Origin of the sequence: Streptomyces sp. CBMA29, from assembly GCF_014596445.1 — a bacterium.
Taxonomy (GTDB): Bacteria; Actinomycetota; Actinomycetes; order Streptomycetales; family Streptomycetaceae; genus Actinacidiphila.
The window spans coordinates 154,235-177,255 of the sequence record NZ_MECL01000224.1 but is presented as its reverse complement, the minus strand read 5'-3'; the positions used below and the strand labels follow the sequence as shown (position 1 = coordinate 177,255).

The following is a 23,021-nucleotide window of genomic DNA, read 5'->3' as shown; positions in this document are numbered from 1 at the left end:
GCGCCCAGGCGGCCGACGCGGGCCGGCGCGGCCAGGCCGCGGCGGTGGACTTCCACGGCGCGCACCAGGCGGGCGTCATCACCCCGCAGCCCGCCGCGGCGACCTTCGTCTCGCTGAACGTCATCGCGGACACCAGGGCCGAACTCACCGACCTGTTCAGGACGATCACCGAGCGGGCCCGCTTCCTCACCGCGGGCGGCACCCCCGACGACCTGGGCGTCGGCGCGCCGCCGTCCGACAACGGCATCCTCGGCCCGACCGTCCCCGCCGACGCGCTCACCGTCACGCTCGGCGTCGGCGCCTCGCTCTTCGACGACCGCTACGGCCTCGCGGGCGCCAGGCCGCGCCGCCTCACCCCGATGCGGACCTTCCCCAACGACAATCTCCAGGCCGAACAGTGCCACGGCGACCTGTCGTTGCAGATCTGCGCGGGCAGCACCGACACCGTCCTGCACGCGCTGCGCGACCTCGCCCGGCACACCCGCGGCGGCATGCAGATCAAGTGGCGCATGGACGGCTTCCAGAACGCGCCCCGGCCCACCGGCGCGCAGCGCAATCTGCTCGGCTTCAAGGACGGCATCGCCAACCCGGACGTCAACTCCGGGCGGGAGATGGACCGTTTGGTGTGGGTGACGGGGGCGACGGGGGAACCCGCGTGGGCGGCGGGCGGCAGCTACCAGGCGATCCGGATCATCCGGATGCTGGTCGAGTTCTGGGACCGGGTCTCGCTCACCGAGCAGGAGCTGATGTTCGGCCGCCGCAAGGACACCGGCGCGCCGCTGGACGGGGCGAAGGAGACCGACACCCCGCTCTACGCCAAGGACCCGCAGGGCAACGCGATCCCGCTGGACGCGCACATCAGGATGGCCAACCCGCGCACGGCGAAGACCGACGACTCCCGCATCCTGCGCCGCGGTTACAACTACGACCGGGGCGTGGACGCGGTCGGCGACCTCGACATGGGGCTGGTCTTCTGCTGCTACCAGCAGGACGTGCGGCGGCAGTTCGAGGCCACCCAGACCCGGCTGATCGACGAGCCGCTGGTCGACTACATCTCCCCGGTCGGCGGCGGCTACTTCTTCGTGCTGCCCGGCGTCCGCGACACCAAGGACTGGCTCGGCCGCGGCCTGCTCTCCGCCTGAGCCTCCGTCTGGCCCCTGCCTGAGCCGCCGCCTGACGTTCCATCAGCAGAACCTCGGGCCACGCGGGATCGGGTGCCGTCTGCCTCTCCTCATCTGACGGTCCGTCAGGCATGCTGTGCCCGTGCCGGATTCCGGTGGGACCGGCGGCCGAGGAGGCGGGCATGGCGGCACGTACGTCAACAGGTACGGACGGGACGGCGATCGAGGACGCGCTGTTCATCGGCGGGCGGTGGACCGCCCCTGAGCGCGGGCACTACGACGTCCTGAACCCGGCCACCGAGCGCGTGGTCGGGCGGGCGCCGGAAGCGAGTCCGGAACAGGCGCTCGCCGCCACCGCCGCCGCCCGGCAGGCGCTGGAGGGCTGGTCGCGCACCCGCCCGGAGGAGCGCGGCCGGATCCTGGAGCGCGCCGGGCGGATCATCCTGCGCGAGCTGAAGCCGTACGCGGCCCTGGCGGGCGCCGAGAGCGGCGCCACCGCCGCGACCGCCCGCGGCATGCAGGTCGGCGTGGCCGCCGCCCGCTTCCTGCGGTACGCGCGCGGCGCGCTCGAACCCACCGAGACCGCGCTGCTCCCGCAGCTCAACGAGGCGTCCGCGATGGGCGCCGGCGGCGTCTTCGGCGCGCTGGCGATCCGGCAGCCGGTCGGCGTCGTCGCCTGCGTCACGTCGTACAACAACCCCTGGGCGAATCCGGCGGGGAAGGTCGCGCCCGCGCTCGCGATGGGCAACACCGTCGTGGTCAAACCCGCCCCGCAGGACCCGCTGTCGGTCTACCGGATGGCGGAGGCGCTGACCGAGGCCGGGCTGCCGCCCGGCGTGCTCAACGTGGTGACCGGCTCCGGCGCCGACGTCGGCGAGGCGGTCGTCGGGTCGCCGGACACCGACATGGTGAGTTTCACCGGCTCCACGGCCGTCGGGCAGCGCATCGCGGAGACCTGCGGGCGCGGTATGAAACGGCAGTTGATGGAACTGGGCGGCAAAGGCGCCGCGTTGGTCTTCGACGACGCCGACCTCGACTCGGCCGTCGCCGGGATCGGCACCACCTTCAGCTTCTACAGCGGCCAGATCTGCACCGCCCCCACCCGCGTACTGGCCCAACGCGCGGTCTACCCACGGCTGGTGGAGCGACTGGCCGGGTACGCGCGGCGGCTCGTCGTCGGCGACCCCGCCCAACCCGCCACCGTCGTCGGCCCGGTCATCTCCGCCGCGCACCGCGACCGCGTCGAGGCGTATGTCGCGCTCGGCCGCAAGGAGGGCGCCACCCTGCTGGCGGGCGGTGAACGGCCGCCGCTGGAGCGGGGGTTCTACGTCGCCCCCACGCTGCTCGCCGACTGCGCGCCCGACATGCGGGTGGTCCGCGAGGAGATCTTCGGACCCGTCGTCGTGGTGCTGCCCTTCGACGACGAGGACGAGGGCGTCGCGCTCGCCAACGACAGCGACTACGGCCTGATCGACTACGTGTGGTCCGCCGACGTGCCCCGCGCCTTCCGGGTCGCGCGACGGCTGCGCGCGGGCGGCGTCGGGATCAACACCGTGGGCCGCAACATGGAGGCGCCCTTCGGCGGCTTCAAGCGCAGCGGCGTCGGCCGGGACGTGGGGTCGTACGCGCTGCACGCCTACAGCGAGACGCAGAGCCTCGTCTGGCCCGGCTGAACCGCCGCCGTGCGTCCGCCCGACGCTGTACAGACCGCCCCGACCTGGCCTGAGCTGCGGCGACTTGTCCGCAGGGGAGTTTCCCGGCGAAGCCGGGACAAGCGGAACTCCGGGGTTCCGCGGCACCGCGGCGGTCCCATACAGTCCATCCGCCATGAACTACTGCCACACGTGCCGACGACACCTCAACGGCGCATTCTCCTGCCCCGGCTGCGGCGCGATCGCGGACCGGTCGGGGCTGCCCGACGAGGCCGACACGGCGCAACTGCCGCCGGTCACCGACGAGGCCGCCGCAGCGGACGCCGCCGACCCGGCGCCGCCCGCACCCGCGGCGACACCGGAGGCCCCCGCCGAGGGCTCCCTCGTGGACGACCTCCTCAGGGACTCGGGCCTCGGCCCGGACGCGGGCCCCGCCCCTGTGCCGACCGCCCCTGTGCCGACCGCCACCGTCCCGACCGCCGCTGAGCCCGAGCCCGGCGGCCCCGGCGTCGACAAGGACCCGGACGCGGACCCGGACGCGAACTCGGACCCGGACCCGGACCCCGGCACGGCGGGCGACGACAGCGCGTACGGCGCGCCGTACGCCGACCCGTACGTCCCCGCGTACGGCGAAGCCCCGCACGGGGACGCCCCACCGGCCCTGGTCGACAGCCTGCTCGGAACCGGTGGCGGCTACCGCGAGGAGCACGACCTGCGCGGGACCGCCAAGCGCCGCCGCGGCCGTCAGCAGCGGGCGGCGATCCTCGGCGTTGGCGCGGTCGCGGTACTCGGCTCGCTGACGATGTTCGGCGTCGCGGCCTTCTCCGGCGGTTCGCCGGGCCCGTCCACCGATCCCGGCCCCGGCGTCTCCGCGGTCTCCCCCTCGCCCGACGCGGCCCAGCCGTCCGCCGGCGGCAGCGGCACCCCCGGCGTACCGAAGGGCGGCGGGCGGACCAGCGGCAGCGCGTCGCCCTCGGCGTCCGACAAGGCGTCCGGCTCGCCGTCGGCGTCGGCGTCGGCCTCGCACACCGAGCGCACGCCCGCGTCCAGCCCGACGGGGAAGCCCTCGCACACCGCGAGCGCGTCACCGTCGAGGACGACCGCCGCGCCGCCGACCACGACCCCGCCGCCGTCCTCGCCCGCGACGCCGTCGCCGACCTGTACGCATGTGCTCTGGTGGTGCCAGTAGGGTCCGTGCGGTGACGGATCAGCGGGCGTCGGCCGTTGCGCCTTCGCCCGGCTCGCGGCCCGCGCCCGAGGCGTGACCGAGGCTGTGGTCGCGGTTCGCGCCGGCCGCCGGGTCGTCGCCGAGCATCTGCCGCAACAGGTCGCGCAGCATGGTGCGTTCCTGCTCGGAGAGCCCGGCGAGCGGTTCGCGGGCGAAGTCCAGGGAGTCGCGCAGTTTGTCGGCGACCGCGTGGCCCTCGGCGGTGGCCGCGGCCAGCTTGATCCGGCGGTCGGCCGGGTCGGTACGGCGTTCGGCCAGCCCCCTGACCTCCAGCCGGTCGACGATGCCGGTCACATTGGACGGCTCGCACTTCAGCCAGCGGGCGATCTGCCGCATGGGCAGCGGCCCCGCATTGAGCAGCGCGAGCACCTTGGCCTGCGCGCCGGTCAGCCGGTGGCGGGCGGCGGCCGACTCGTACTCCTGGTGGTAGCGGGCGGCGACGGTGCCGATCAGGCCGACGACCTCGACGGTCAGGGGATCGCTTCGGCGACGTGTCATGACCGACAGTTTACCCAGATGTTTGACATCATGAAACATCAAGGTCCATGGTTAGTTCAGTACCTGAATCATTTCCGTGATGGATCAATGGTCGAACAGCGGTCGAACCGTGGCCGAAGGAGGACTTCCCCCATGCCGAAGAGCCGTGAATGGCACCTGGTCGCCCGTCCCCGGGGCTGGCCGGTGCCGGAAGACTTCGCGCTGGTCGAGACCGAGGTCCCCGAGCCGGGTCCCGGTCAGATCCTGGTCCGCAATCTGCACCTGTCGGTCGACCCGTACATGCGCGGCCGGATGAACGAGGCGAAGTCGTACGCGCCGCCGTACGAGCTGAACCAGCCGATGCACGGCGGCGCCGTCGGCCGGGTGGTGGCCTCGCGGGCCGAGGACTTCGCGGTCGGCGACCACGTGCTGCACGGTCTCGCCTGGCGGGAGTACGCGCTGGTGGACGCCGCGCGCGCCATTCCGGTCGATCCGGACCAGGCGCCGCTCACCGCGTATCTCGGGGCTCTCGGCATGACCGGTTTCACCGCTTACGCGGGCCTGCTGCGGATCGCCGAATTCGCGCCGGGCGAGGTCGTCTTCGTCTCGGGCGCGGCGGGCGCCGTCGGGGGCCAGGCCGGACAGATCGCCCGGCTCAAGGGCGCCTCGCGGGTCATCGGCAGCGCGGGCTCCGCGGAGAAGGTCCAGACGCTGGTGGAGGAGTACGGCTTCGACGCCGCCTTCAACTACAAGGACGGCCCGGTGGCCGAGCAGTTGAGGGCCGCCGCGCCCGACGGCATCGACGTGTACTTCGACAACGTCGGCGGGGAGCACCTGGAGGCCGCGGTCGGCGCGATGCGGGTGCACGGCAGGGCCGCCCTGTGCGGGGCCATCGCGCAGTACAACGCGACGGGGCCGGTGTCGGGGCCGCGCAATCTCGGCCTGATGGTCGGCAGGCGGCTCACCCTGCGCGGCTTCCTCGTCACCGACCACGAGGACCTTCGCCCCGAGTTCGTCCGCGAGGCCGCGGGCTGGCTGCGCGACGGGCGGCTGCGGTACCGCGAGACGGTGGTGGAGGGAATCGAGAACAATCTGGAAGCGTTCTTGGGCGTGCTGCGCGGTGACAACACCGGAAAGATGATCGTCTCTCTTCCGGCGGAGTGACCCGCGGTCCGGCCGCCGACCGACCTGCCGTCCGACACCCGACCGACCGGCCGGGCTCGACACCCGGCCGAAAATTCAACAAAATGTTGCAGGCGTGCTCGCGTGCCGTGCGGGCCGCCCGCCCCTCAGGAGGACAATTTCATGAGCATTCAGCCCGTAGACGTGCTGTACACCGCCGTCGCCACCGCGGAGAACGGCCGTGACGGCCGCGTCGCCACCGACGACGGCAAGCTCGACGTCATCGTGAACCCGCCGACCGAGATGGGCGGCGCGGGCAACGGCACCAACCCCGAGCAGCTCTTCGCCGCCGGGTACAGCGCCTGCTTCCAGGGCGCGCTGGGCGTCGTCGCCCGCCAGGCCAAGGCCGACATCAGCGGCTCCCGCGTGACCGCCAAGGTCGGCATCGGCAAAATCGCCTCCGGCGGCTTCGGCCTCACCGTCGAACTGGCCGTCTCGATCCCCAACGTGGACGAGGTCACCGCCAAGGACCTGGTGGAGAAGGCGCACCAGGTGTGCCCGTACTCCAACGCCACGCGCGGCAACATCACGGTGGACCTCAGCGTCGTCTGAGCGTCGTCTGAGTTCTCCGCCGCTCACCCGGTCGGCCCCCGGTAAGGACCGCGCTCCCAGGAGTGCGGTCCTTACGGCTGTTCCGGCTCCGCGATGTCCGGCTCCGTGATGTCCGGCTCCGCGATGCTCGGCTCCGCGATGTCCGGACCGGCGGTCCCCGGCTCCGACGGCGGGGCCAGCAGCGCCAGGAAGTCACGGAAGGCCGCCGACATGTCGACCGCGCCGGGGTCCAGGAGCCACTGCACCTGGAGGCCGTCCATCACCGCCGCCAGCAAGGTGGCCGCCCGCTCGGGGCTGAGCCCGCCCGGCAGCCGGTCGCCGTACTCGGCGCGCAGCGCCTGCGCGCCGCCCTCGCGGACCCGCGCGTAGCGCTCGCGGAAGTACTCCTGCGCCGGGTGCCCCTCGGTGACGCTGTCGCCGACCAGCACGGTGAACGCCTGGACGATGCCGGGTCTGGTCGCGTTGTACTCGACCAGTTCGGCCACCACCTCCAGCGGCCAGGACCGGCCGTGCAGCGCCGCCGACGCCATGTCCCACTGGTCGCGCGCCTCCAGCACGGACACCAACAGGGCGTCCTTGGTGGGGAAGTAGTGCATCAGCCCCTGCTGCGTCAGCCCCACCCGCTCGGCCACCGCCACCAGCGTCGCGCCCCGGTAGCCGCGCTCGGCGATCACCTCCGTCGCGGCCTGGATGATCTCCGCCCGCCGGTCGCCCCGCCGTGCACTCCTGGTTCCCGTCACGCCACCTCGCCCCCTTCCCCTGCTGTTCGGGAGCCTACAAGATTACGAAATGGCATCTATCCCTACCGTACGACAGGTAGCGTGGACGCGGTGGGACGGGAGCAACGCGGGACAGGCGGAAGGGGACGGAAAATGACGGCGATCAGCGGGGCGGCGGCCGGAGCCGGGGACGAGGGCGTACGCGCGGACGCGCGCGGGGACGCGGAGCGCGAGCGGGCGGTCGACGCGGCGCTCGGCAAGCTCGACCTCGACGCCAAGACGCGGCTGCTGGCGGGCCAGGACATGTGGACGCTGCCCGCGCTGCCGCAGATCGGCCTCGGCTCGCTGGTGATGTCCGACGGCCCGATCGGCGTACGCGGCAAGCGCTGGACGGCGGGCGACCCGTCGACCGCGCTGCCCAGCCCCACCGCGCTCGCCGCGTCCTGGGACCCCGAACTGGCCCGCCGCGCGGGCCGGTTGCTCGCCCAGGAGGCGCACCGCAAGGGCGTCCACGTCCTGCTCGCGCCGACCGTCAACCTGCACAGGTCGCCGCTGGGCGGACGGCACTTCGAGGCGTACGGCGAGGACCCGTATCTCACCGGCGCCATCGGCACCGGCTATGTGCGCGGTGTCCAGGACGGCGGAGTCGGCGTCACCGTCAAGCACTTCGTCGGCAACGACGCGGAGACCGAACGCTTCACCGTAGACAACAGGATCGCGCCCCGGCCGCTGCGCGAGCTGTACCTCGCGCCCTTCGAGGCGATCGTCGCCGGCGCCCGCCCCTGGGGCGTCATGGCCGCCTACAACGCCGTCAACGGCACGACGATGACCGAGCACGACCCGCTGGTCAACGGCGTGCTGCGCGGCGAGTGGGGCTTCGACGGCGTCGTCGTCTCCGACTGGCTGGCCGCCCGTGACACCGTCGGCGCGCTCCTGGGCGGCCTCGACATCGCCATGCCGGGGCCGGTCACCGTCTACGGCGAGGCGCTGGCCGCCGCCGTACGCGCGGGCGCCGTCGAGGAGGCGGCCGTCGACACCGCCGCCCGCCGGGTCCTGCTGCTCGCTGCCCGCGCCGGCCTGCTGGAGGGCGCGCCGCCCGCCGTCGCCGTGGCCGACCGGCCCGCCCCGACCGACGGGGACGCGCTGGCCCGCGAGATCGCCCGCCGCGGCTTCGTGCTCGTACGCAACGAGGTACGCGGCAACGCGCCCGTGCTGCCGCTCGCGCCGACCCCGCTCGGCGGCGGCATCGCCCTCATCGGCGCCGCCGCCCGTGACCCGCGCGTCCTGGGCGGCGGCTCCGCGCAGGTCTTCCCCGACCATGTCGTCTCGCCGCTCGACGGCCTGCGGGCCGCGCTGCACGCGGGCGTCGCCCTCACTCACAGCGTCGGCGCCGACCCCACCGAGGAACTGCCCGTCGCCGGGCCCGGATTCGCCCTCACCGCCGTCGCCCGCGACGAACGGGGAGCCGAGTTGGGCTCGGAGGAACTGCCCAACGGCCAGCTCCAGTGGCTCGGCGAACTGCCCGAAGGCGTCGCCTACGACGCGCTGCACACCGTCGAGACCCGCGGCTGGTTCACCCCGCGGGTCAGCGGCGCGCACCGCTTCGGCACCCGCGGCACCGGCGGCTTCACCCTGAGCGTCGGCGGACACGTGCTGTTCGACGGCGTCGAGGGCAGCGAGCACGAGGACCCGTTCGAGGCGTTCCTCGGCACGCCCGCCGAGCACGGGACCGTCGAACTGACGGCGGGGGAGCGGGTCGAGGTCAGCCTCGTGCACGCCGTGCCCAAGGGGGTCGAACTCCCGATCCTGGCCGTGGGGTTCGCCCTGCTGCACGGCGAACCGGCCCGCGATCCGGAGGAGTTGCTGGCCGAGGCCGTCGAGACCGCGCGGGCCGCGCACACCGCCGTCGTCGTGGTCGCCACCACCGAACGCGTCGAGTCCGAGGGCTTCGACCGGCGCGATCTGCGGCTGCCCGGCCGCCAGGACGAGCTCGTCGTCCGCGTCGCCGCCGTCAATCCGCGGACCGTGGTCGTCGTCAACTCCGGCTCACCGGTGGAGCTTCCGTGGCGTGACGACGTGGCCGCCGTGCTGCTCGGCTGGTTCCCGGGGCAGGAGGCCGGGGCCGCGCTCGCCGACGTCCTGCTCGGCGTGGAGGAGCCGGGCGGGCGGCTGCCCACGACCTGGCCGGTACGGCTCGCCGACGCGCCCGTCAGCCGGGTCACGCCGCAGGACGGCGTACTCGCCTACGACGAGGGGGTGTTCATCGGGTACCGCGCGTGGGAGCGGCAGGCCGTCGCACCCGCCTATCCCTTCGGGCACGGGCTCGGGTACACCGACTGGGAGTACGAGTCGCTGGTCGTCGCCGAGAGTTCGGAGCCGGACGTGCTGGTCACCGCGACGGTGCGGGTGCGCAACGCCGGGGCGCGGGCGGGGCGCGAGGTCGTTCAGCTCTACCTGGCACCCGAGGAGTCCTCCGAGGAGGCGCCTTTCGACGGGGCCCGGCCCGTACGGTGGCTGGCCGGATTCGCTTCCGTCGCCGCCGGGGTCGGCGAGGCCGCCGAAGTGACCGTCCGGGTGCCCCGGCGGGCCGCCGAGATCTGGGACGAGGACGCCGCCGCGTGGCGGCTCGTGCCCGGTTCCTACGCCGTGGTCGCCGGCCGCTCCATCGCCTCGCCCCGCCTCACGGCACCGCTCTCCGTCCCCGCCCCCTGACCCGCGCCTACGGCGCGCCCGTTTCTCTCCCCGGCGCCATCCGTGCGGATCGAGTTCGGCTGACGGTCCGCCTGTGGGTGTCCCCGCCGTCGGCGACCGCGGGCCGTGCGATTCGAGCGACGGCGGACGCCCGTCCCGCAGCGGATCCCGCCGTCGGCGACCGCGGCCTGTGCGCGGCGAGCGATGGCCGTCGGGCGGCCCGCGCCTGACGGCGGGTCCGCGAAGTCGCTCCCCCGGACTCCGTCCGGGAGGTGCCCGGGGCTGGCGGTGTCCGGTGCGTGCGATCGGCAATGGCGGTGGGGGCACCCCCGGACGGAGTCTGGGGGAGTGCGTGCCAGGCGCCGCCAGCCAGACGCGACTTCGCGGACCCGCCCTCGGGCCGGCCGTGCCGTCGGCGGGTGCCGCGTCGTCCTTGCACGCCTCTCGGCGGCGGCCGACGTGCTCGTCCTCTAAGCTCCGCGCATGCGGGAGATCTGGGGTGGAGTGCGGCTGCTGTATTTGGGGCAGAAGTGGGCCGCAGGCCATGGGCGGGAGTGGCGGCTGGGGATGGTGCCCGCGCTGATCACATTGGTCGGTTACGCGGCGGCGCTCGTGGCGCTGCTGGTGTGGACGGACGACCTGGTCGCGTGGGCGACGCCCTTCGCGGACCACTGGGCGTCGCCGTGGTCCGGGGCGTTCCGGGGGCTGTTGGACGCGGTCGTGGTCGGGGGCGGACTGCTGCTGGCGGTGATCTCGTTCACCGCGGTGACGCTGCTGGTCGGGCAGCCGTTCTACGAGACGGTCGCGGCGCGCGTGGACCGGGCCGAGGGCGGGGCGCCCGAGGGTCCCGAGCTGGGGCTGTGGCGGGAGTTGTGGATCTCGACGGTGGACAGCGTCCGGGTGCTGGTGCGCGTCGCGGCCTTCGGGATCGTGCTGTTCGCGCTCGGCTTCGTGCCGGTCCTCGGGCAGACCGTGGTGCCCGCCGTCGGCTTCTGCGTCTCCGGCTTCTTCCTCACCCTGGAACTCGCCGCGGTCGCGATGCAGCGCCGCGACGTACCGCTGCGCGAACGCATCCGTGTGCTGCGGGCCCGGCTGCCGCTGGTCCTCGGCTTCGGTGTGCCGCTCGTCCTGGCCTTCCTCGTGCCGCTGGTGGCGGTCTTCCTGATGCCCGGCGCCGTCGCGGGCGCGACGCTGCTGGCCAGGGAAGTGCTGCCGCCGGGCGAACCCGCCCTGCCGCCGGGCGAGCCCGCAGAGGAGGGCCACGACGGCGACTGAGGGCCGGCCCCGGACCGTCCCCGGCCCTGCTGCCGCAAAAGGCCGGATCCCGCCGCGAAATGACCGGTTCCGCCCCTACGGCGGACTCGCGCCGAAGGCGACTCGGGCCAGAATCCTGGCCAGTTGGGCCTGCCCCCGCTCGTTGGGGTGGAACCAGTCCCAGCGGCTCAGGTCGTCCGTGCCGAAGGGGTAGGCGAAGACCGCGCCGCCGTCGTAGCGGCAGCGCTCGTACTGTCCGCAGACCTGCCCGAGCACCTTGTTGTACGCGATCACGCGGTCCCGTACGGTGTCCCGCCGCTGCTGCGCCGCCGCGCTGCGGGAGTCCGCGTCGTGCAGCATCGAGGGGCACAGGCCGAGCTTCCAGACCTGCTTGCCCAGGACGTTGGTCCGCCCGACCGACCACAGCCGTTTGAGGTCGGGGATGCTGGCCACCAGCACCTGGGTGGCGGGCAGCACGCGGTGCAGATACGACAGCGCGCGGGCGAAGTCGGCCCGGAAGTCGGCTGTCGAGGTCATCGCGGCGGTGGTGGCGGTGCACGCGTCGTTCGCGCCGATCAGCACGGTGACCATGGCGGGCCGGTGGGCCGCCGCGGCCTCGGCCTGGGCGGGCAGGTCGGCGACCAGGGCGCCGGACTGGGCGAGATTCCAGCTCCTGGTGGCGGGCACGGTCGCGGCCAGCCGGTGCGCGACGCTGTCGACCTTGTCGCGGCTGCCGGTGGACCACGACACGTCGGGGCAGTCCGACAGCGGCGAACAGGCGTCGAAACCGCGGGTGATGGAGTCACCGAGCGCGGCCACCGAGGGCGGGCGGACGTTCCAGGGACGGGTCGGCGAGGGCTTCGGGGACGGGCTGCGCGGCCCGGAAGCGGAATGCGAGGTGTGTGCGGAGGGTTCACCCCGGCCGCCGTCGGGCGGAGACCCGCTGACGGTGCATCCGCCCAGGAGAACGGCCCCTACGGCCAGTGCGAGGCCACGGCGCGGCATCGGTCGCATCCGGTGCTCCCCTCCGACGAGTGGGTGACATCTCGTACCAGCACGACGGTACGTGACTCCCTCAAGGACGCCGCACGGTAGCTTTTTCCCTGACACCCGGGCGAAAAGACGGGAGGTCGGCGGCTGCCGGGCGTCACACGCACATTGTTGTCCCGATTGTGGTGAATAGTGCAGAATGTCTAATGTTGCCCCGAGAGCAGCCAGTTCGGGTGTGAGGCCGCTGGGGAAGGCGAACCTCGTCCCACACTGGAGGTACCGGTGACGACACGTGGAGTTCTGTACGTGCACGCCGCACCGCGCGCGCTCTGCCCACACGTCGAATGGGCCGTCGCGGGCGTCCTAGGCGTGCGCGTCACCCTGGACTGGATCCGGCAGCCCGCCTCGCCGGGTACCTGGCGCGCCGAATTCTCCTGGCAGGGAGAGCCCGGCACCGCGTCCAAACTGGCGTCCGCGCTGCGCGGCTGGCACCAACTGCGCTTCGAGGTCACGGCGGAGCCCTGCGCGACCGCCGAGGGCGAGCGCTACAGCGCCACCCCCGAACTGGGCATCTTCCACGCCGTCATCGGCATGCACGGCGACATCCTGATCCCCGAGGACCGGCTGCGCGCCGCGATGCAGCGCGCGCGCATGGGCGAGGCAGACCTGGAGAGCGAGCTGTCCGGGCTGCTCGGCAAGCCCTGGGACGACGAGTTGGAGCCCTTCCGCTACGCGGGCGAGGGCGCTCCCGTCCGCTGGCTCCACCAAGTGGTCTAAGGGCCTGTCCGCCGGACAGGCCCTCATCCCACCGGCGGTACGCCGTCGCCCCCGAGCGGGGCCGCGCGGCATAGCCTGCCGGTATGTCCGACACTCTCACCGTCGCGGTCCTCGGCACCGGAATCATGGGCGCCGGGATGGCCCGCAATCTGTCCGCCGCCGGGCACGAGGTCCGTGCCTGGAACCGCACCCGCTCCCGCGCCCAGCCGCTCGCCGCAGACGGCGTCCTGGTCACCGACGACCCGGCCGACGCCGTACGCGACGCCGACGCCGTGATCACCATGCTCTTCGACGGGCCCTCCGTCCTCGACGTGATGCGCGCCGCCGCGCCCGCCCTGCGCGAGGGCGTCGTATGGGCGCAGAGCAGCACCGTGGGACCCGACGCGCTGGCCGAACTGGGCGCGCTGGCGGCCGGGGCCGGGGCGCACTTCCTCGACGCGCCCGTCCTGGGCACCCGGCCGGTCGCCGAAGCCGGGGAGCTGACCGTACTGGCCGCGGGCCCCGCCGCCGCCCGTCCGGTCGCGGAACGGGTCTTCGACGCGGTCGGCCGCACCACCATCTGGCTCGGCGACGACGGTACGGCCGGGGCCGCCAGCAGCCTCAAGCTCGTCCTCAACACCTGGGTGCTGGCCGTCACCCACGGCGCCGCCGAAGTCATGGCGCTCGCCAAGGGGCTCGGCGTCGACCGCGACCACATCCTCGAAGCCATCGGGGGCGGCCCCCTCGACCTGCCCTACCTCCGCGCTAAGTCCGCCGCCATCCTCAGCGGCGACTTCGCCCCCAACTTCACCGTGGACGCCGCCGCCAAGGACGCCGGGCTCATCCTCGGCGCCGCCGACCGGCACGGCATCCGCCTCGACCTCACCGCCGCCGGCGCCGACCGCTTCCACCGCGCCTCCGCCCAGGGCCACGGCGACGAGGACATGGCCGCCTCGTACTTCGCGAGCTTCCCCGACCCCGCCGAGGAATAGCGCCCGGAGACACGCCTGTGCCCCTGCCGGACCGACCGGCAGGGGCACAGGCGTCACAGCTCGGCGGGCAGGGCCTCAGCGGGTCCAGGAGCGGAGCGCCAGCACCACGTTGTGGCCGCCGAAGCCGAAGGAGTCGTTGAGGGCGGCGATGGCGCCCTCGGGCAGCCGGCGGGCCTCGGCGCGGACGATGTCGGCGTCGGCCTCCGGGTCCGGGTCGTTGAGGTTGATCGTCGGCGGGGCGATGCGGTGGTACAGCGCGAGAACGGTCGCGACCGTCTCGATACCGCCCGCGCCGCCCAGCAGGTGACCGGTCATGGACTTGGTGGCGGAGATCGCCATGTGGTCGACGTCGTCGCCGAACACCTGGCGCAGCGCCTTGATCTCCGCGACGTCACCCTGCGGGGTCGAGGTCGCGTGCGCGTTGACGTGCACGATCTCGGCCGGCTTCAGGTCGGAGTTGTGCAGCAGATTGGTCAGCGCGGCGGCGATGCCGCGGCCCGACGGCTCCGGCTGGGTGATGTGGTGCGCGTCGGCCGAGATGCCCTGGCCGACCGCCTCGCAGTACACCCGGGCGCCGCGCGCGGTGGCGTGCTCCTCGGACTCCAGGATGACCACGCCCGCGCCCTCACCGAGGACGAAGCCGTCCCGCCCGGAGTCGTACGGCCGCGACGCGCCCTGCGGGTCGTCGTTGTTCTTGGACATCGCCATCATGTTGCCGAAGGCGACGATGGGCAGCGGGTGGATGGCCGCCTCGGTACCGCCCGCGACGACCACGTCGGCGCGGCCGGTGCGGATCATCTCGATGGCGTAACCGATGGCCTCCGCGCCCGAGGCGCAGGCGCTGACCGGGGTGTGCACACCGGCCCGCGCGTTGACCTCGATGCCGACGTTCGCCGACGGGCTGTTCGGCATCAGCATCGGCACGGTGTGCGGGGAGACCTTGCGGACGCCCTGCTCCTTGAGCACGTCGTACTGGCCGAGCAGCGTGGTCACGCCGCCGATGCCGGAGGCGACGACCGTACCGAGCCGGTCGGGGTCGACCGCCGGGTCCTCGCCCGCCTTCGCGGTGAAGCCCGCGTCCGCCCACGCCTCACGGGCCGCGATCAGCGCGAACTGCGCGCTGCGGTCCAGCTTGCGGGCCAGCGGGCGGGGCAGCACCTCACCCGGTTCGACGGCGATCTGCGCGGCGATCCGCACCGGCAGATCCGCCGCCCAGTCCTGGTCGAGCGTGCGTACGCCGGACCGGCCGGCCAGCAACGCCTCCCAGGTCGACGCGCTGTCGCCACCCAGCGGTGTGGTTGCTCCGATACCGGTGACGACCACGGTGCGATTGGTCGGACTCACAGGAATTGTCTCTCCACGTCTAGAAGGGCGGGCGACAGTCGCGTCGTCCCGGTGGGGCGTCAGGCGGTGCCGAACCCGTCAGGCGGGCTGGGCGGCCAGGATGTAGTCGACGGCGTTGCCGACGGTCTTGAGGTTCTTGACGTCGTCGTCCGGGATCTTCACACCGAACTGCTCCTCGGCCGCCACGACGACCTCGACCATGGACAGCGAGTCGACGTCCAGGTCGTCGGTGAAGGACTTGTCGAGCTGGACGTCCTCCTGCGGGATACCGGCGATCTCGTTGACGATGTCGGCGAGACCGCTGACGATCTCTTCCTTGGTGGCTGCCATTGACGGCGCTCCTTGATGTGTTGCTGGGTGAGCGGCGTGCGGGACTGCGGCGCCGCGAGGGTGTGTGTGACTAAGGGAGAGTAACCACAGTTGCCGCGTAGACCAGACCCGCCCCGAAGCCGATGACCAGCGCTGTGTCGCCGCTCTTGGACTTGCCCGTGGCGAGCAGCCGCTCCATCGCGAGCGGGATCGAGGCCGCCGAGGTGTTGCCCGTGGTCTCCACGTCACGGGCGACCGCGACGTGGTCCGGCAGCTTCAGAGCCTTGATCATCGAGTCGATGATCCGCATGTTCGCCTGGTGCGGGATGAACGCGTCGAGCTCGTCGGCGGTGATCCCGGCGGCGTCCAGCGCCTCCTGGGCGACCTTGGCCATCTCGAACACGGCCCAGCGGAAGACCGACTGGCCCTCCTGCGTGAGCGCCGGGAAACGGACTTCCCCGGCGGGCGTGTCCCGGTAGACCTCCCAGGAGACGGTCTGCTTGATCGTCTCGGACTTCTCGCCGTCGGAACCCCACACCGTGGGGCCGATGGCGGGTACGTCCGACGGGCCGACGATGACCGCGCCCGCGCCGTCGCCGAACAGGAAGGCCGTCGCGCGGTCCTCCTTGTCGGTGAGGTCGCTGAGCCGCTCCACGCCGATCACCAGGACGTGCTTGGCGGTGCCGTCGGTGATCATGCTCTTGGCCAGCGTCAGGCCGTACGTGAAGCCCGCGCAGCCCGCCGAGATGTCGAAGGCGGGCGGCATGCCCGCGCCGATCCGGTGGGCGATCTCGGTCGCGATGGCGGGGGTCTGCTTGAAGTGCGAGACGGTGGCGACGATCACGCCGTCGATGTCGGACGCGCTGATCCCGGCGTCCGCGATGGCCTTGCCGCCCGCGGCCAGCGACATCTCGGCGACGGTCTCGTCCGGACCCGCCCAGTGCCGGGTGGCGATCCCGGACCGGGACCTGATCCACTCGTCCGTCGAGTCGATGTGCTCCAGAATGACCTCGTTGGGCACCACCCGGGTCGGCCGGTAGCCGCCGACACCGAGGATCCGCGCGTACGGCGCGCCCTTGCTCGGCCTGATCTTCGCTGTCATCTCTGCACGGCTCCTATTCGGCTGCGTCTACGGCTTCGGCGGGGGTGCCGTATTCGGCGACGAGGGCGCGGGCCGCTTCCAGATCGTCCGGCGTCTTCAGCGCGAGGGTCCGCACCCCGGGCAGCGCCCGCTTGGCGAGGCCGACGAGCGTGCCACCGGGCGATACCTCGATCATCGCAGTGACGCCGCGTTCCTTGAAGGTCTCCATGCACAGATCCCACCGAACCGGGTTGGACACCTGCGCGACGAGCCGCCGTACGATGTCCGCGCCGGCCGCCACGACCTGGCCGTCCGCGTTCGACACATAGGGCAGCGTCGGGTCCGCGACGGTCAGCGAGGGCGCGAGCGCCTCCAGGGCCGCCACGGCCGGGGCCATGTGCTCGGTGTGGAAGGCGCCCGCCACCTTCAGCGCGATGACGCGGGCCTTCTCCGGCTTGTCCGCGGCCAGCGCCGCGAGCTGCGGCATGGTGCCGGCCGCCACGATCTGGCCGGCGCCGTTGATGTTCGCCGGGGTCAGACCGAGACCGGCGAGGTGGGCGAGGACCGTGTCCGGGTCGCCGCCGAGCACCGCGGCCATGCCCGTCTCGGTGACCGCGGCGGCGTCCGCCATGGCCCGGCCGCGGGCCGCGACGAAGGTCATCGCGTCCTGCGCGGACAGCACCCCGGCCAGTACGGCCGCGGTGATCTCACCGACGCTGTGACCCGCCACCGCGTCCGGGGTCAGCGGGCAGGCCCCGCCGGTCAGTTCGCCCGCGGACAGCAGACCCGCGGCGACCAGCAGCGGCTGTGCCACCTTGGTGTCGCGGATCTCGTCCGCGTCCGCCTTCGTGCCGTAGTGGGCGAGGTCGAGGTTCGCCGCCGCGGACCAGCCGGACAGGCGGTCGGCGGCACCGGGGAGTTCGAGCCAGGGGGCCAGGAAGCCGGGCGTCTGCGCGCCCTGGCCGGGAGCGACGAGTACGAGCACCTTCACACTCTCTCTCGCGGACGGGGATGACCGCCCGTGGGGACAGGGACCAAGAACTGTCAGGTGATTTGTATGTGTCCAACAAAAACTCAGTGCGGCCGGTCGGCGTCGGACAGTCGCCCCAGGATGAGCGCGATGCGCAGGGTGAACGCGGAGCGTACATCGGAGGGTGACCAGCCGGTGACATCGGTCACACGTCGGAGCCGGTAGCGAACGGTATTGGGGTGAACGAAGAGCATGCGGGCCGCACCTTCGAGGGACGACGCCTGCTCCAGATAGACACTCAGCGTCTCCAGCAGCGCCGAGCCCGCTTCCTCCAGCGGTCTGTAGATCTCCTCCACCAACTGTTCACGAGCGTAGCGGTCGCCCGCCATCGCCCGCTCCGGCAGCAGATCGTCCGAGAGCACCGGGCGCGGCGCGTCCGGCCACGCCGCGCACGCCTTGAGTCCGGCCGCCGCCGCCTGCGCGGAACGCGTCGCCGTCAGCAGGTCGCCGACGACCGGGCCCGCGACGACCGGGCCCGCCGCGAACGGACCGATCAGCGCCTTCGCCACCCGGATCGGGTCGTCGTCGCCGCCGGCGACCACGACCAGGCGCTCGCCGAGCACACCGGTCAGCACCTGGAGCTTCGCGTGCCGGGAGGCGCGCCGGATCGCCTCGACCGTCAGCTCGCTGTCCCCGGTGGGCGCGGTGCCCAGCACCACCACGATCTTGTCCGGCGAACTCCAGCCCAGCGCGGCGGCCCTGGACAGCACGCCCTCGTCCGCCTCGCCCGACAGCACCGCGTTGACCACCAGCGACTCCAGCCGCGCGTCCCACGCGCCGCGCGCCTCCGCGGCCTGCGCGTACACCTGCGCCGTCGCGAAGGCGATCTCCCGCGCGTACACCAGCAGCGCCTCGCGCAGTACGCCCTCGTCGCCCGGTGCGGCGACCTCGTCGATCGCCGCCTCCATCACCTCGATGGTGGTCCGCACCATCTCCACGGTCTGCCGCAGCGAGATCGCCCGGGTCAGCTCGCGCGGCGCCGTGCCGAACACGTCGGTGCTGATCGCCTGCGGCGCCTCCGGGTGCCGGAACCACTCCGTGAACGCGGCGATGCCTGCCTGCGCGACCAGGCCGATCCACGACCGGTTCTCCGGAGGCATCGCCCGGTACCACGGCAACTGCGCGTCCATCCGCGCGATGGCGTTCGCGGCGAGCCTTCCGGCGGATTTCTCCAGCCGCCGGAGCGTGGCGGCATGGCTGCCGCGGCCTGTCTCTGCGGGAGGTTGCGGGCTTTGCGAGGGCTCGGGCACGAGGACAAGCCTGCCTTATCCCCTGCGGGGCGCGCTCCAGGGGTACGTCGATCACCCCCACCGTCCTCCCCCCGGCCCCGCCGCGGGCCCGCCCCCCGGTGGGGTTCACCTTGCGCAGGGCCTCGTTTTTAGGGGCGCGGGGAACTGCGCGACAAGCCCCCACCGGCCCGGTGGTCCGGAGACAACCGAACTGCCCCGCCGGGGCGGGTGGTGACCTGCGGGAGCGCGGTGGCTGGCCGCGCAGTTCCCCGCGCCCCTGACGGGGCGAGCTCTCGGTATCGTGGGCCGGTGATCGACGTGCGGCGGGCCGCGAGCAGGATGCGATCGGTGCCCGAGGCAGGCATCGTGACGCGGCACGCGTTCTCGTTCGGGGGTCACTACGACCCCGAGAACGTCCGGTTCGGACTGCTGCTGGCGTGCAATGAGGAGAGCCTGGAGCCGGGCGCGGGGTTCGGGGAACACCCGCACCGCGACACGGAGATCGTCACCTGGGTGGTGGAAGGCGAACTGGAGCACCGGGACGCGGGAGGCGCGCCCCACCGCCTCGGCCCCGGCGGGCTCCAGCGGCTGAGCGCGGGCGGCGGCGTACGCCATGTCGAGCGCAATGCGGGCGGGACGCGGCTGACGTTCCTTCAGATGTGGCTGCACCCCGACACGTTCGGGGATGCCCCGGACTACGCGAGCGTGAGCGACCCGGCCCCGCCGGGCCCCGGTCTGACGTTGCTGGCCACGGGCGCCCCGGACGCGCCGCCGGGGGCGCTGCGGCTGCGGCAGCGCGCCGCCGCGCTGTACGTTGGCCGCCCGGTGACGGCGGACAGCGCACCGTTGCCGCCGGCCCCGTACCGCTATGTGCACGTCGTCCGCGGCGGTGTGCGGCTCGGCGACGAGCTGCTGACGGCGGGGGACGCGGCCCGGATCACCGGCGCGGACGCGCTCACGGCGCGGTGCGAGGGCCCGGCGGAGTACCTGGTGTGGGAGATGCACGCCGAGCCGTCGTACGGCTGATGGCCCCCGAAAGCGCACCCGGAAGCGCTAGCGCAGCTCCGTGAGGACGGCGTCGGTGAAGCGCGGCCACAGCGGCACCGCCCACTCCCCGAAGTCGCGGTCGGTGAGCGCGACGCAGGCGGCTCCGGCGACCGGGTCGACCCACAGGAAGGTGCCGGACTGGCCGAAGTGGCCGAAGGTCGCGGGGGAGGAGAGGGCGCCGGTCCAGTGCGGGGACTTGGCGGCGCGGATCTCGTAGCCCAGGCCCCAGTCGTTGGGATTCTGGTGGCCGTAACCCGGAAGGACGCCCTTGAGGCCGGGGAAGACCACCGAGGTGGCGGTGGCCACGGTGGAGGGGTGCAGGAGCCGCGGGGCCTGGAGCTCGGCGGCGAAACGGACGAGGTCGTCGACCGTGGAGACGCCGTCGGCGGCGGGGGAGCCCGCGCCGGACAGGCCGGTGGCGGTCATGCCCAGCGGTTCGAGCACGGCCTGCCGCAGATACTCCGCGAAGGGGATGCCCGTGGCCTTGGCCAGGCGCTCGCCGAGCACGTCGAAGCCCGCGTTGGAGTACAGCCGCCGGGTGCCGGGCGGCGCCGTCACCCGGTCCTCGTCGAAGGCGAGCCCGGACGCGTGCGCTAGCAGGTGCCGCACGGTGGAGCCCTCGGGGCCCGCCGGGTCGTCCAGTTCGAAGACGCCCTCCTCGTACGCCACCAGCGCCGCGTACGCGGTCAGCGGCTTGGTGACCGAGGCGAGCCGGAACCGCTGTCCCGTGGGCCCGTGCGACCCGGCCACCGTCCCGTCCTGCCGCACCACGGCCGCCGCCGCGTTCGTCACCGGCCACTGCTCGATCAGGCGCAAGCTCTCCATGCGTGCGAGCCTAGAGCCTGCCCGGCGGGTCACGGACGGCTCCCTCGGCTCCTGGCGCATTCTCCGAACCCCTTTCGGGAGCGCCGCCGCGCCGCCAGGCGGTCCTCTGGACCGGAGCTGTCCGCAGGACCACTTGCTTGGAGTGCACTCCAAGGTCTTAGCGTGGAGGGTATGACGGTCGTGCAGGTGGCGAAGAGCAAACCCAGTAATACGACGAGCTGCTCGGACGAGAGCGGGCACCCGCGGCCCACCGGGCAGGACCAGTACACGATCAGCGAGGTCGTCGCCTTCACCGGCCTCAGCGCGCACACCCTGCGCTGGTACGAGCGGATCGGCCTGATGCCGCATGTGGACCGCTCGCACACCGGCCAGCGCCGGTTCACCAACCGCGATCTGGACTGGCTGGGCTTCGTCGGCAAGCTGCGGCTGACCGGGATGCCGGTCGCCGACATGGTCCGGTACGCCGAACTGGTGCGCAGCGGCGACCACACGTTCCCCGACCGGCAGGCGTTGCTGGAGTCCACCCGGCTGGACGTGCTCCAGCGGATCGCCGAGCTCCAGGACACCCTGACGGTCCTCGACTTCAAGATCAGCACGTACGCGTGCCCCACCGTGCAGGACCCCGCACCGCGGACCCCCGCCGTGCGGCACCCCGCAGTGCAGGAAAGGACAGGCGCCTGATGAGCGACGACACCTCACGTATCGCCACCACGACCCTCGGCAGCGCGGGACCCGCGGTCGGTGTCCAGGGTCTTGGCTGCATGGGCATGAGCGAGTTCTACGGCGACACCGACGAGGCCGCGGCCCGCGAGACGCTGGAGACGGCGCTGGGCGTCGGCGTCACCCTCTACGACACCGCCGACATGTACGGGATCGGCGACAACGAGGAGTTCCTGGCCCCCTTCGTCAAGGCGCACCGCGACGAGATCGTCCTGGCGACGAAGTTCGCCAACGAACGCAAGCGCGACGACTCCTCGTACCGGGCGATCCGCAACGACCCGCCGTACATCCGGCAGGCCGTCGAGGGCAGCCTGCGCCGCCTCGGCACGGACGTCATCGACCTGTACTACATGCACCGGCGGGACCCGGGGGTCCCGCTGAGCGAGTCGGTCGGCGCGATGGGCGAGCTGGTCACGGAGGGCAAGGTCCGCTGGCTGGGGCTGTCCGAGGTGACCGGAGCGGAGTTGCGCGAGGCGCACGCGGTGCACCCGATCAGCGCGATCCAGTCGGAGTGGTCGCTGTTCAGCCGGGACGTGGAGCAGTCCGCGGTCGGCGCGGCGGCCGAACTGGGCATCGCCTTCGTGCCGTACTCACCGCTCGGCCGCGGCTTCCTGACCGGCTCGTTCACCGACGCGGCCACCGAGCTGGGCAGCGGCGACTTCCGGCAGAGCCAGCCGCGCTTCACCGGCGAGAACGCCCGGCGCAACGCGGACCTGCTGGCGCCGGTCCGCTCCGTCGCCGAGGCGCACGGCGCGACCCTCGGCCAGATCGCGCTGGCCTGGGTGCAGCAGCGCGCGGCCGTGCACGGCCTGCCGGTGGTGCCGATCCCCGGCACCCGCAAGTCCGCCCGCGTGCTGGAGAACACCGCGGCCACTCGGATCACGCTCACCCCGGCCGAACTGGAGCTGCTCGAACCCATCGCCGCGCAGGTGGCGGGCGACCGCTACCCGGACATGAGCAGTACGTCGGCGGCGCGCGAGTAGCGTCACGGATTCAGCCGCACGACGCCGCACGACGCCCCCGGCCCCTCCCGCCCGCGTACGACCGTGCCCTACGGCTGCGGCCGTACGCGGGCGGACTTGATCGCGGCGAGCACCGCCGCCGCGAAGGGCAGCGACTCGTGCACGGGCCCGTAGCCGAGGCCGAAGACGACGGCGGCCGGGTCCTGGTCGGCCTCGCCGGGCTGCTCCTGCCCGTCCGCGTCGCGGCGCAGCAGCCGCAGATGGCCGTGGAGGAGTTCGGGCGAGCGCCAGTCGAGGCCGCTGAGCTGCTCCACCGGGAAGCTCTGGTCGCCCGCTTTCCACTTCGCGGACGACGCGCCCGTCCAGAACCAGCGGAAACTGACGGTGCGGCCGTCGAACAGCGCCTTCGCGTCGTACGCCTTGAAGGAGCGCGGCGCCGCAGGCGGGGCCACGAGGAAACGTTCCGCCGGGCCGTCGTCGAGGCTGTGCCGCGTCTGGGGGCCGAGCAGGGGGCGCAGCTCGTCCCGGTAGTACTCCGCGAGCGTGCGCGACTGCGCGGGCAGCACCAGACGGTACGGGTCCGCGCTCTCCTTGAGCTGGCCGCCGGCCGCCTCGATCACCGGATCGGCGCCGGGCCGGGGCAGCGCCCGCAGGACGACGGTGCCGCGCCGCCCGTCCAGCAGTTCGATCCCGTCCAGCGCGTCATGCGGAATCCGGCGTTCCCCGAGTGCCTGGAGAAACCTCACGCCCCGTACGCCTCTGCTGTACCGGATCACCACCGCTTCTGGTTCGAACTCCCATTCAGCGTTGTTTCCGGCCAGCACATCACCCATACGGGCCATCGTAAGCGGCCTCCCGCT

22 protein-coding genes are annotated in these 23,021 nt (G+C 73.0%); 12 read left to right on the top strand and 10 right to left on the bottom strand.

From position 1 onward, the window contains the following. The 3 genes from efeB to BGM09_RS31520 form a co-directional block, all read left to right on the top strand. On the top strand, window positions 1–1,142 hold a 1,142-nt coding region (gene efeB, locus BGM09_RS31530), incomplete at its 5' end, for an iron uptake transporter deferrochelatase/peroxidase subunit (RefSeq protein ID WP_188285134.1). 161 nt (window positions 1,143–1,303) lie between these two features. After that, entirely contained in the window at window positions 1,304–2,794 is a 1,491-nt protein-coding gene (locus tag BGM09_RS31525; protein ID WP_188285133.1) for an aldehyde dehydrogenase family protein, read from the top strand. Between the two features lie 154 nt (window positions 2,795–2,948). Beyond that, window positions 2,949–3,962 (top strand): hypothetical protein, encoded by a 1,014-nt coding sequence (locus BGM09_RS31520; protein WP_188285132.1) that lies wholly within the window; start codon window positions 2,949–2,951, stop codon window positions 3,960–3,962. Between the two features lie 18 nt (window positions 3,963–3,980). Here BGM09_RS31520 and BGM09_RS31515 read toward each other — a convergent pair whose 3' ends face one another. After that, window positions 3,981–4,499: a MarR family winged helix-turn-helix transcriptional regulator gene (locus BGM09_RS31515; RefSeq protein WP_188285131.1), complete on the bottom strand. Its 519-nt coding sequence runs from the start codon at window positions 4,497–4,499 to the stop codon at window positions 3,981–3,983. A 132-nt stretch (window positions 4,500–4,631) separates the two neighbouring features. On the opposite strand from BGM09_RS31515, the gene BGM09_RS31510 reads away from it, so the two are divergent. Together BGM09_RS31510 and BGM09_RS31505 are read left to right on the top strand one after the other, a co-directional pair. Next, window positions 4,632–5,642, top strand: coding sequence for an NADP-dependent oxidoreductase (locus tag BGM09_RS31510; RefSeq protein WP_188285130.1), 1,011 nt, complete (start codon window positions 4,632–4,634; stop codon window positions 5,640–5,642). A gap of 141 nt (window positions 5,643–5,783) precedes the next feature. Beyond that, a complete protein-coding gene (locus BGM09_RS31505; protein ID WP_188285129.1) occupies window positions 5,784–6,212 on the top strand; it encodes an organic hydroperoxide resistance protein in 429 nt (142 codons plus the stop codon). Window positions 6,213–6,283: 71 nt separating this feature from the next. Here the strand turns inward: BGM09_RS31505 and BGM09_RS31500 are convergent, their stop codons facing one another. Continuing rightward, entirely contained in the window at window positions 6,284–6,952 is a 669-nt protein-coding gene (locus BGM09_RS31500) for a TetR/AcrR family transcriptional regulator (RefSeq protein WP_188285128.1), read from the bottom strand. 132 nt (window positions 6,953–7,084) lie between these two features. Here BGM09_RS31500 and BGM09_RS31495 point away from each other — a divergent pair, with 132 nt between their 5' ends. Continuing rightward, the gene (locus BGM09_RS31495; protein ID WP_188285127.1) at window positions 7,085–9,643 is read left to right on the top strand and encodes a beta-glucosidase family protein; all 2,559 of its coding nucleotides are present in this window, start codon (window positions 7,085–7,087) and stop codon (window positions 9,641–9,643) included. A gap of 462 nt (window positions 9,644–10,105) precedes the next feature. Further along, window positions 10,106–10,897, top strand: a complete 792-nt coding sequence (locus BGM09_RS31490) for an EI24 domain-containing protein (RefSeq protein WP_188285126.1) — start codon at window positions 10,106–10,108, stop codon at window positions 10,895–10,897. Between the two features lie 75 nt (window positions 10,898–10,972). On the opposite strand, the gene BGM09_RS31485 is transcribed toward BGM09_RS31490, so the two are convergent. After that, window positions 10,973–11,695: an SGNH/GDSL hydrolase family protein gene (locus tag BGM09_RS31485; protein WP_411158388.1), complete on the bottom strand. Its 723-nt coding sequence runs from the start codon at window positions 11,693–11,695 to the stop codon at window positions 10,973–10,975. A 453-nt stretch (window positions 11,696–12,148) separates the two neighbouring features. Between BGM09_RS31485 and BGM09_RS31480 the strand changes: the two genes are divergently transcribed. Both BGM09_RS31480 and BGM09_RS31475 read left to right on the top strand, forming a co-directional pair. Next, window positions 12,149–12,643: a DUF3145 domain-containing protein gene (locus BGM09_RS31480; protein WP_188285125.1), complete on the top strand. Its 495-nt coding sequence runs from the start codon at window positions 12,149–12,151 to the stop codon at window positions 12,641–12,643. 83 nt (window positions 12,644–12,726) lie between these two features. Beyond that, window positions 12,727–13,614, top strand: a complete 888-nt coding sequence (locus BGM09_RS31475; protein ID WP_188285124.1) for an NAD(P)-dependent oxidoreductase — start codon at window positions 12,727–12,729, stop codon at window positions 13,612–13,614. Between the two features lie 75 nt (window positions 13,615–13,689). On the opposite strand, the gene fabF is transcribed toward BGM09_RS31475, so the two are convergent. From fabF to BGM09_RS31450, 5 genes are all read right to left on the bottom strand, one after another. Beyond that, entirely contained in the window at window positions 13,690–14,958 is a 1,269-nt protein-coding gene (fabF, locus tag BGM09_RS31470; protein WP_188285123.1) for a beta-ketoacyl-ACP synthase II, read from the bottom strand. 78 nt (window positions 14,959–15,036) lie between these two features. Further along, window positions 15,037–15,288 carry an acyl carrier protein gene (locus BGM09_RS31465; protein ID WP_188285122.1) on the bottom strand — a complete coding sequence of 84 codons (252 nt, stop codon included), beginning with the start codon at window positions 15,286–15,288 and terminating at the stop codon, window positions 15,037–15,039. 70 nt (window positions 15,289–15,358) lie between these two features. Next, complete coding sequence (locus tag BGM09_RS31460; RefSeq protein WP_188285121.1) at window positions 15,359–16,369, bottom strand: ketoacyl-ACP synthase III; 1,011 nt, start codon at window positions 16,367–16,369, stop codon at window positions 15,359–15,361. 13 nt (window positions 16,370–16,382) lie between these two features. Continuing rightward, window positions 16,383–17,333, bottom strand: coding sequence for an ACP S-malonyltransferase (locus BGM09_RS31455; RefSeq protein WP_188285120.1), 951 nt, complete (start codon window positions 17,331–17,333; stop codon window positions 16,383–16,385). An 89-nt stretch (window positions 17,334–17,422) separates the two neighbouring features. Beyond that, window positions 17,423–18,628, bottom strand: a complete 1,206-nt coding sequence (locus BGM09_RS31450) for a PucR family transcriptional regulator (protein WP_188285119.1) — start codon at window positions 18,626–18,628, stop codon at window positions 17,423–17,425. A 318-nt stretch (window positions 18,629–18,946) separates the two neighbouring features. Between BGM09_RS31450 and BGM09_RS31445 the strand changes: the two genes are divergently transcribed. Then, a complete protein-coding gene (locus BGM09_RS31445; protein ID WP_188285154.1) occupies window positions 18,947–19,633 on the top strand; it encodes a pirin family protein in 687 nt (228 codons plus the stop codon). A 27-nt stretch (window positions 19,634–19,660) separates the two neighbouring features. Here the strand turns inward: BGM09_RS31445 and BGM09_RS31440 are convergent, their stop codons facing one another. Further along, entirely contained in the window at window positions 19,661–20,479 is an 819-nt protein-coding gene (locus BGM09_RS31440; protein ID WP_188285118.1) for a serine hydrolase domain-containing protein, read from the bottom strand. A 171-nt stretch (window positions 20,480–20,650) separates the two neighbouring features. Between BGM09_RS31440 and BGM09_RS31435 the strand changes: the two genes are divergently transcribed. Further along, the gene (locus tag BGM09_RS31435; protein ID WP_188285117.1) at window positions 20,651–21,160 is read left to right on the top strand and encodes a MerR family transcriptional regulator; all 510 of its coding nucleotides are present in this window, start codon (window positions 20,651–20,653) and stop codon (window positions 21,158–21,160) included. Continuing rightward, entirely contained in the window at window positions 21,160–22,182 is a 1,023-nt protein-coding gene (locus BGM09_RS31430; RefSeq protein WP_188285116.1) for an aldo/keto reductase, read from the top strand. Before BGM09_RS31435 ends, BGM09_RS31430 begins: the two co-directional genes overlap by 1 nt. A gap of 68 nt (window positions 22,183–22,250) precedes the next feature. Here the strand turns inward: BGM09_RS31430 and BGM09_RS31425 are convergent, their stop codons facing one another. Beyond that, a complete protein-coding gene (locus tag BGM09_RS31425) occupies window positions 22,251–23,003 on the bottom strand; it encodes a DUF4429 domain-containing protein (RefSeq protein ID WP_411158387.1) in 753 nt (250 codons plus the stop codon). Window positions 23,004–23,021 lie beyond the last annotated feature (18 nt).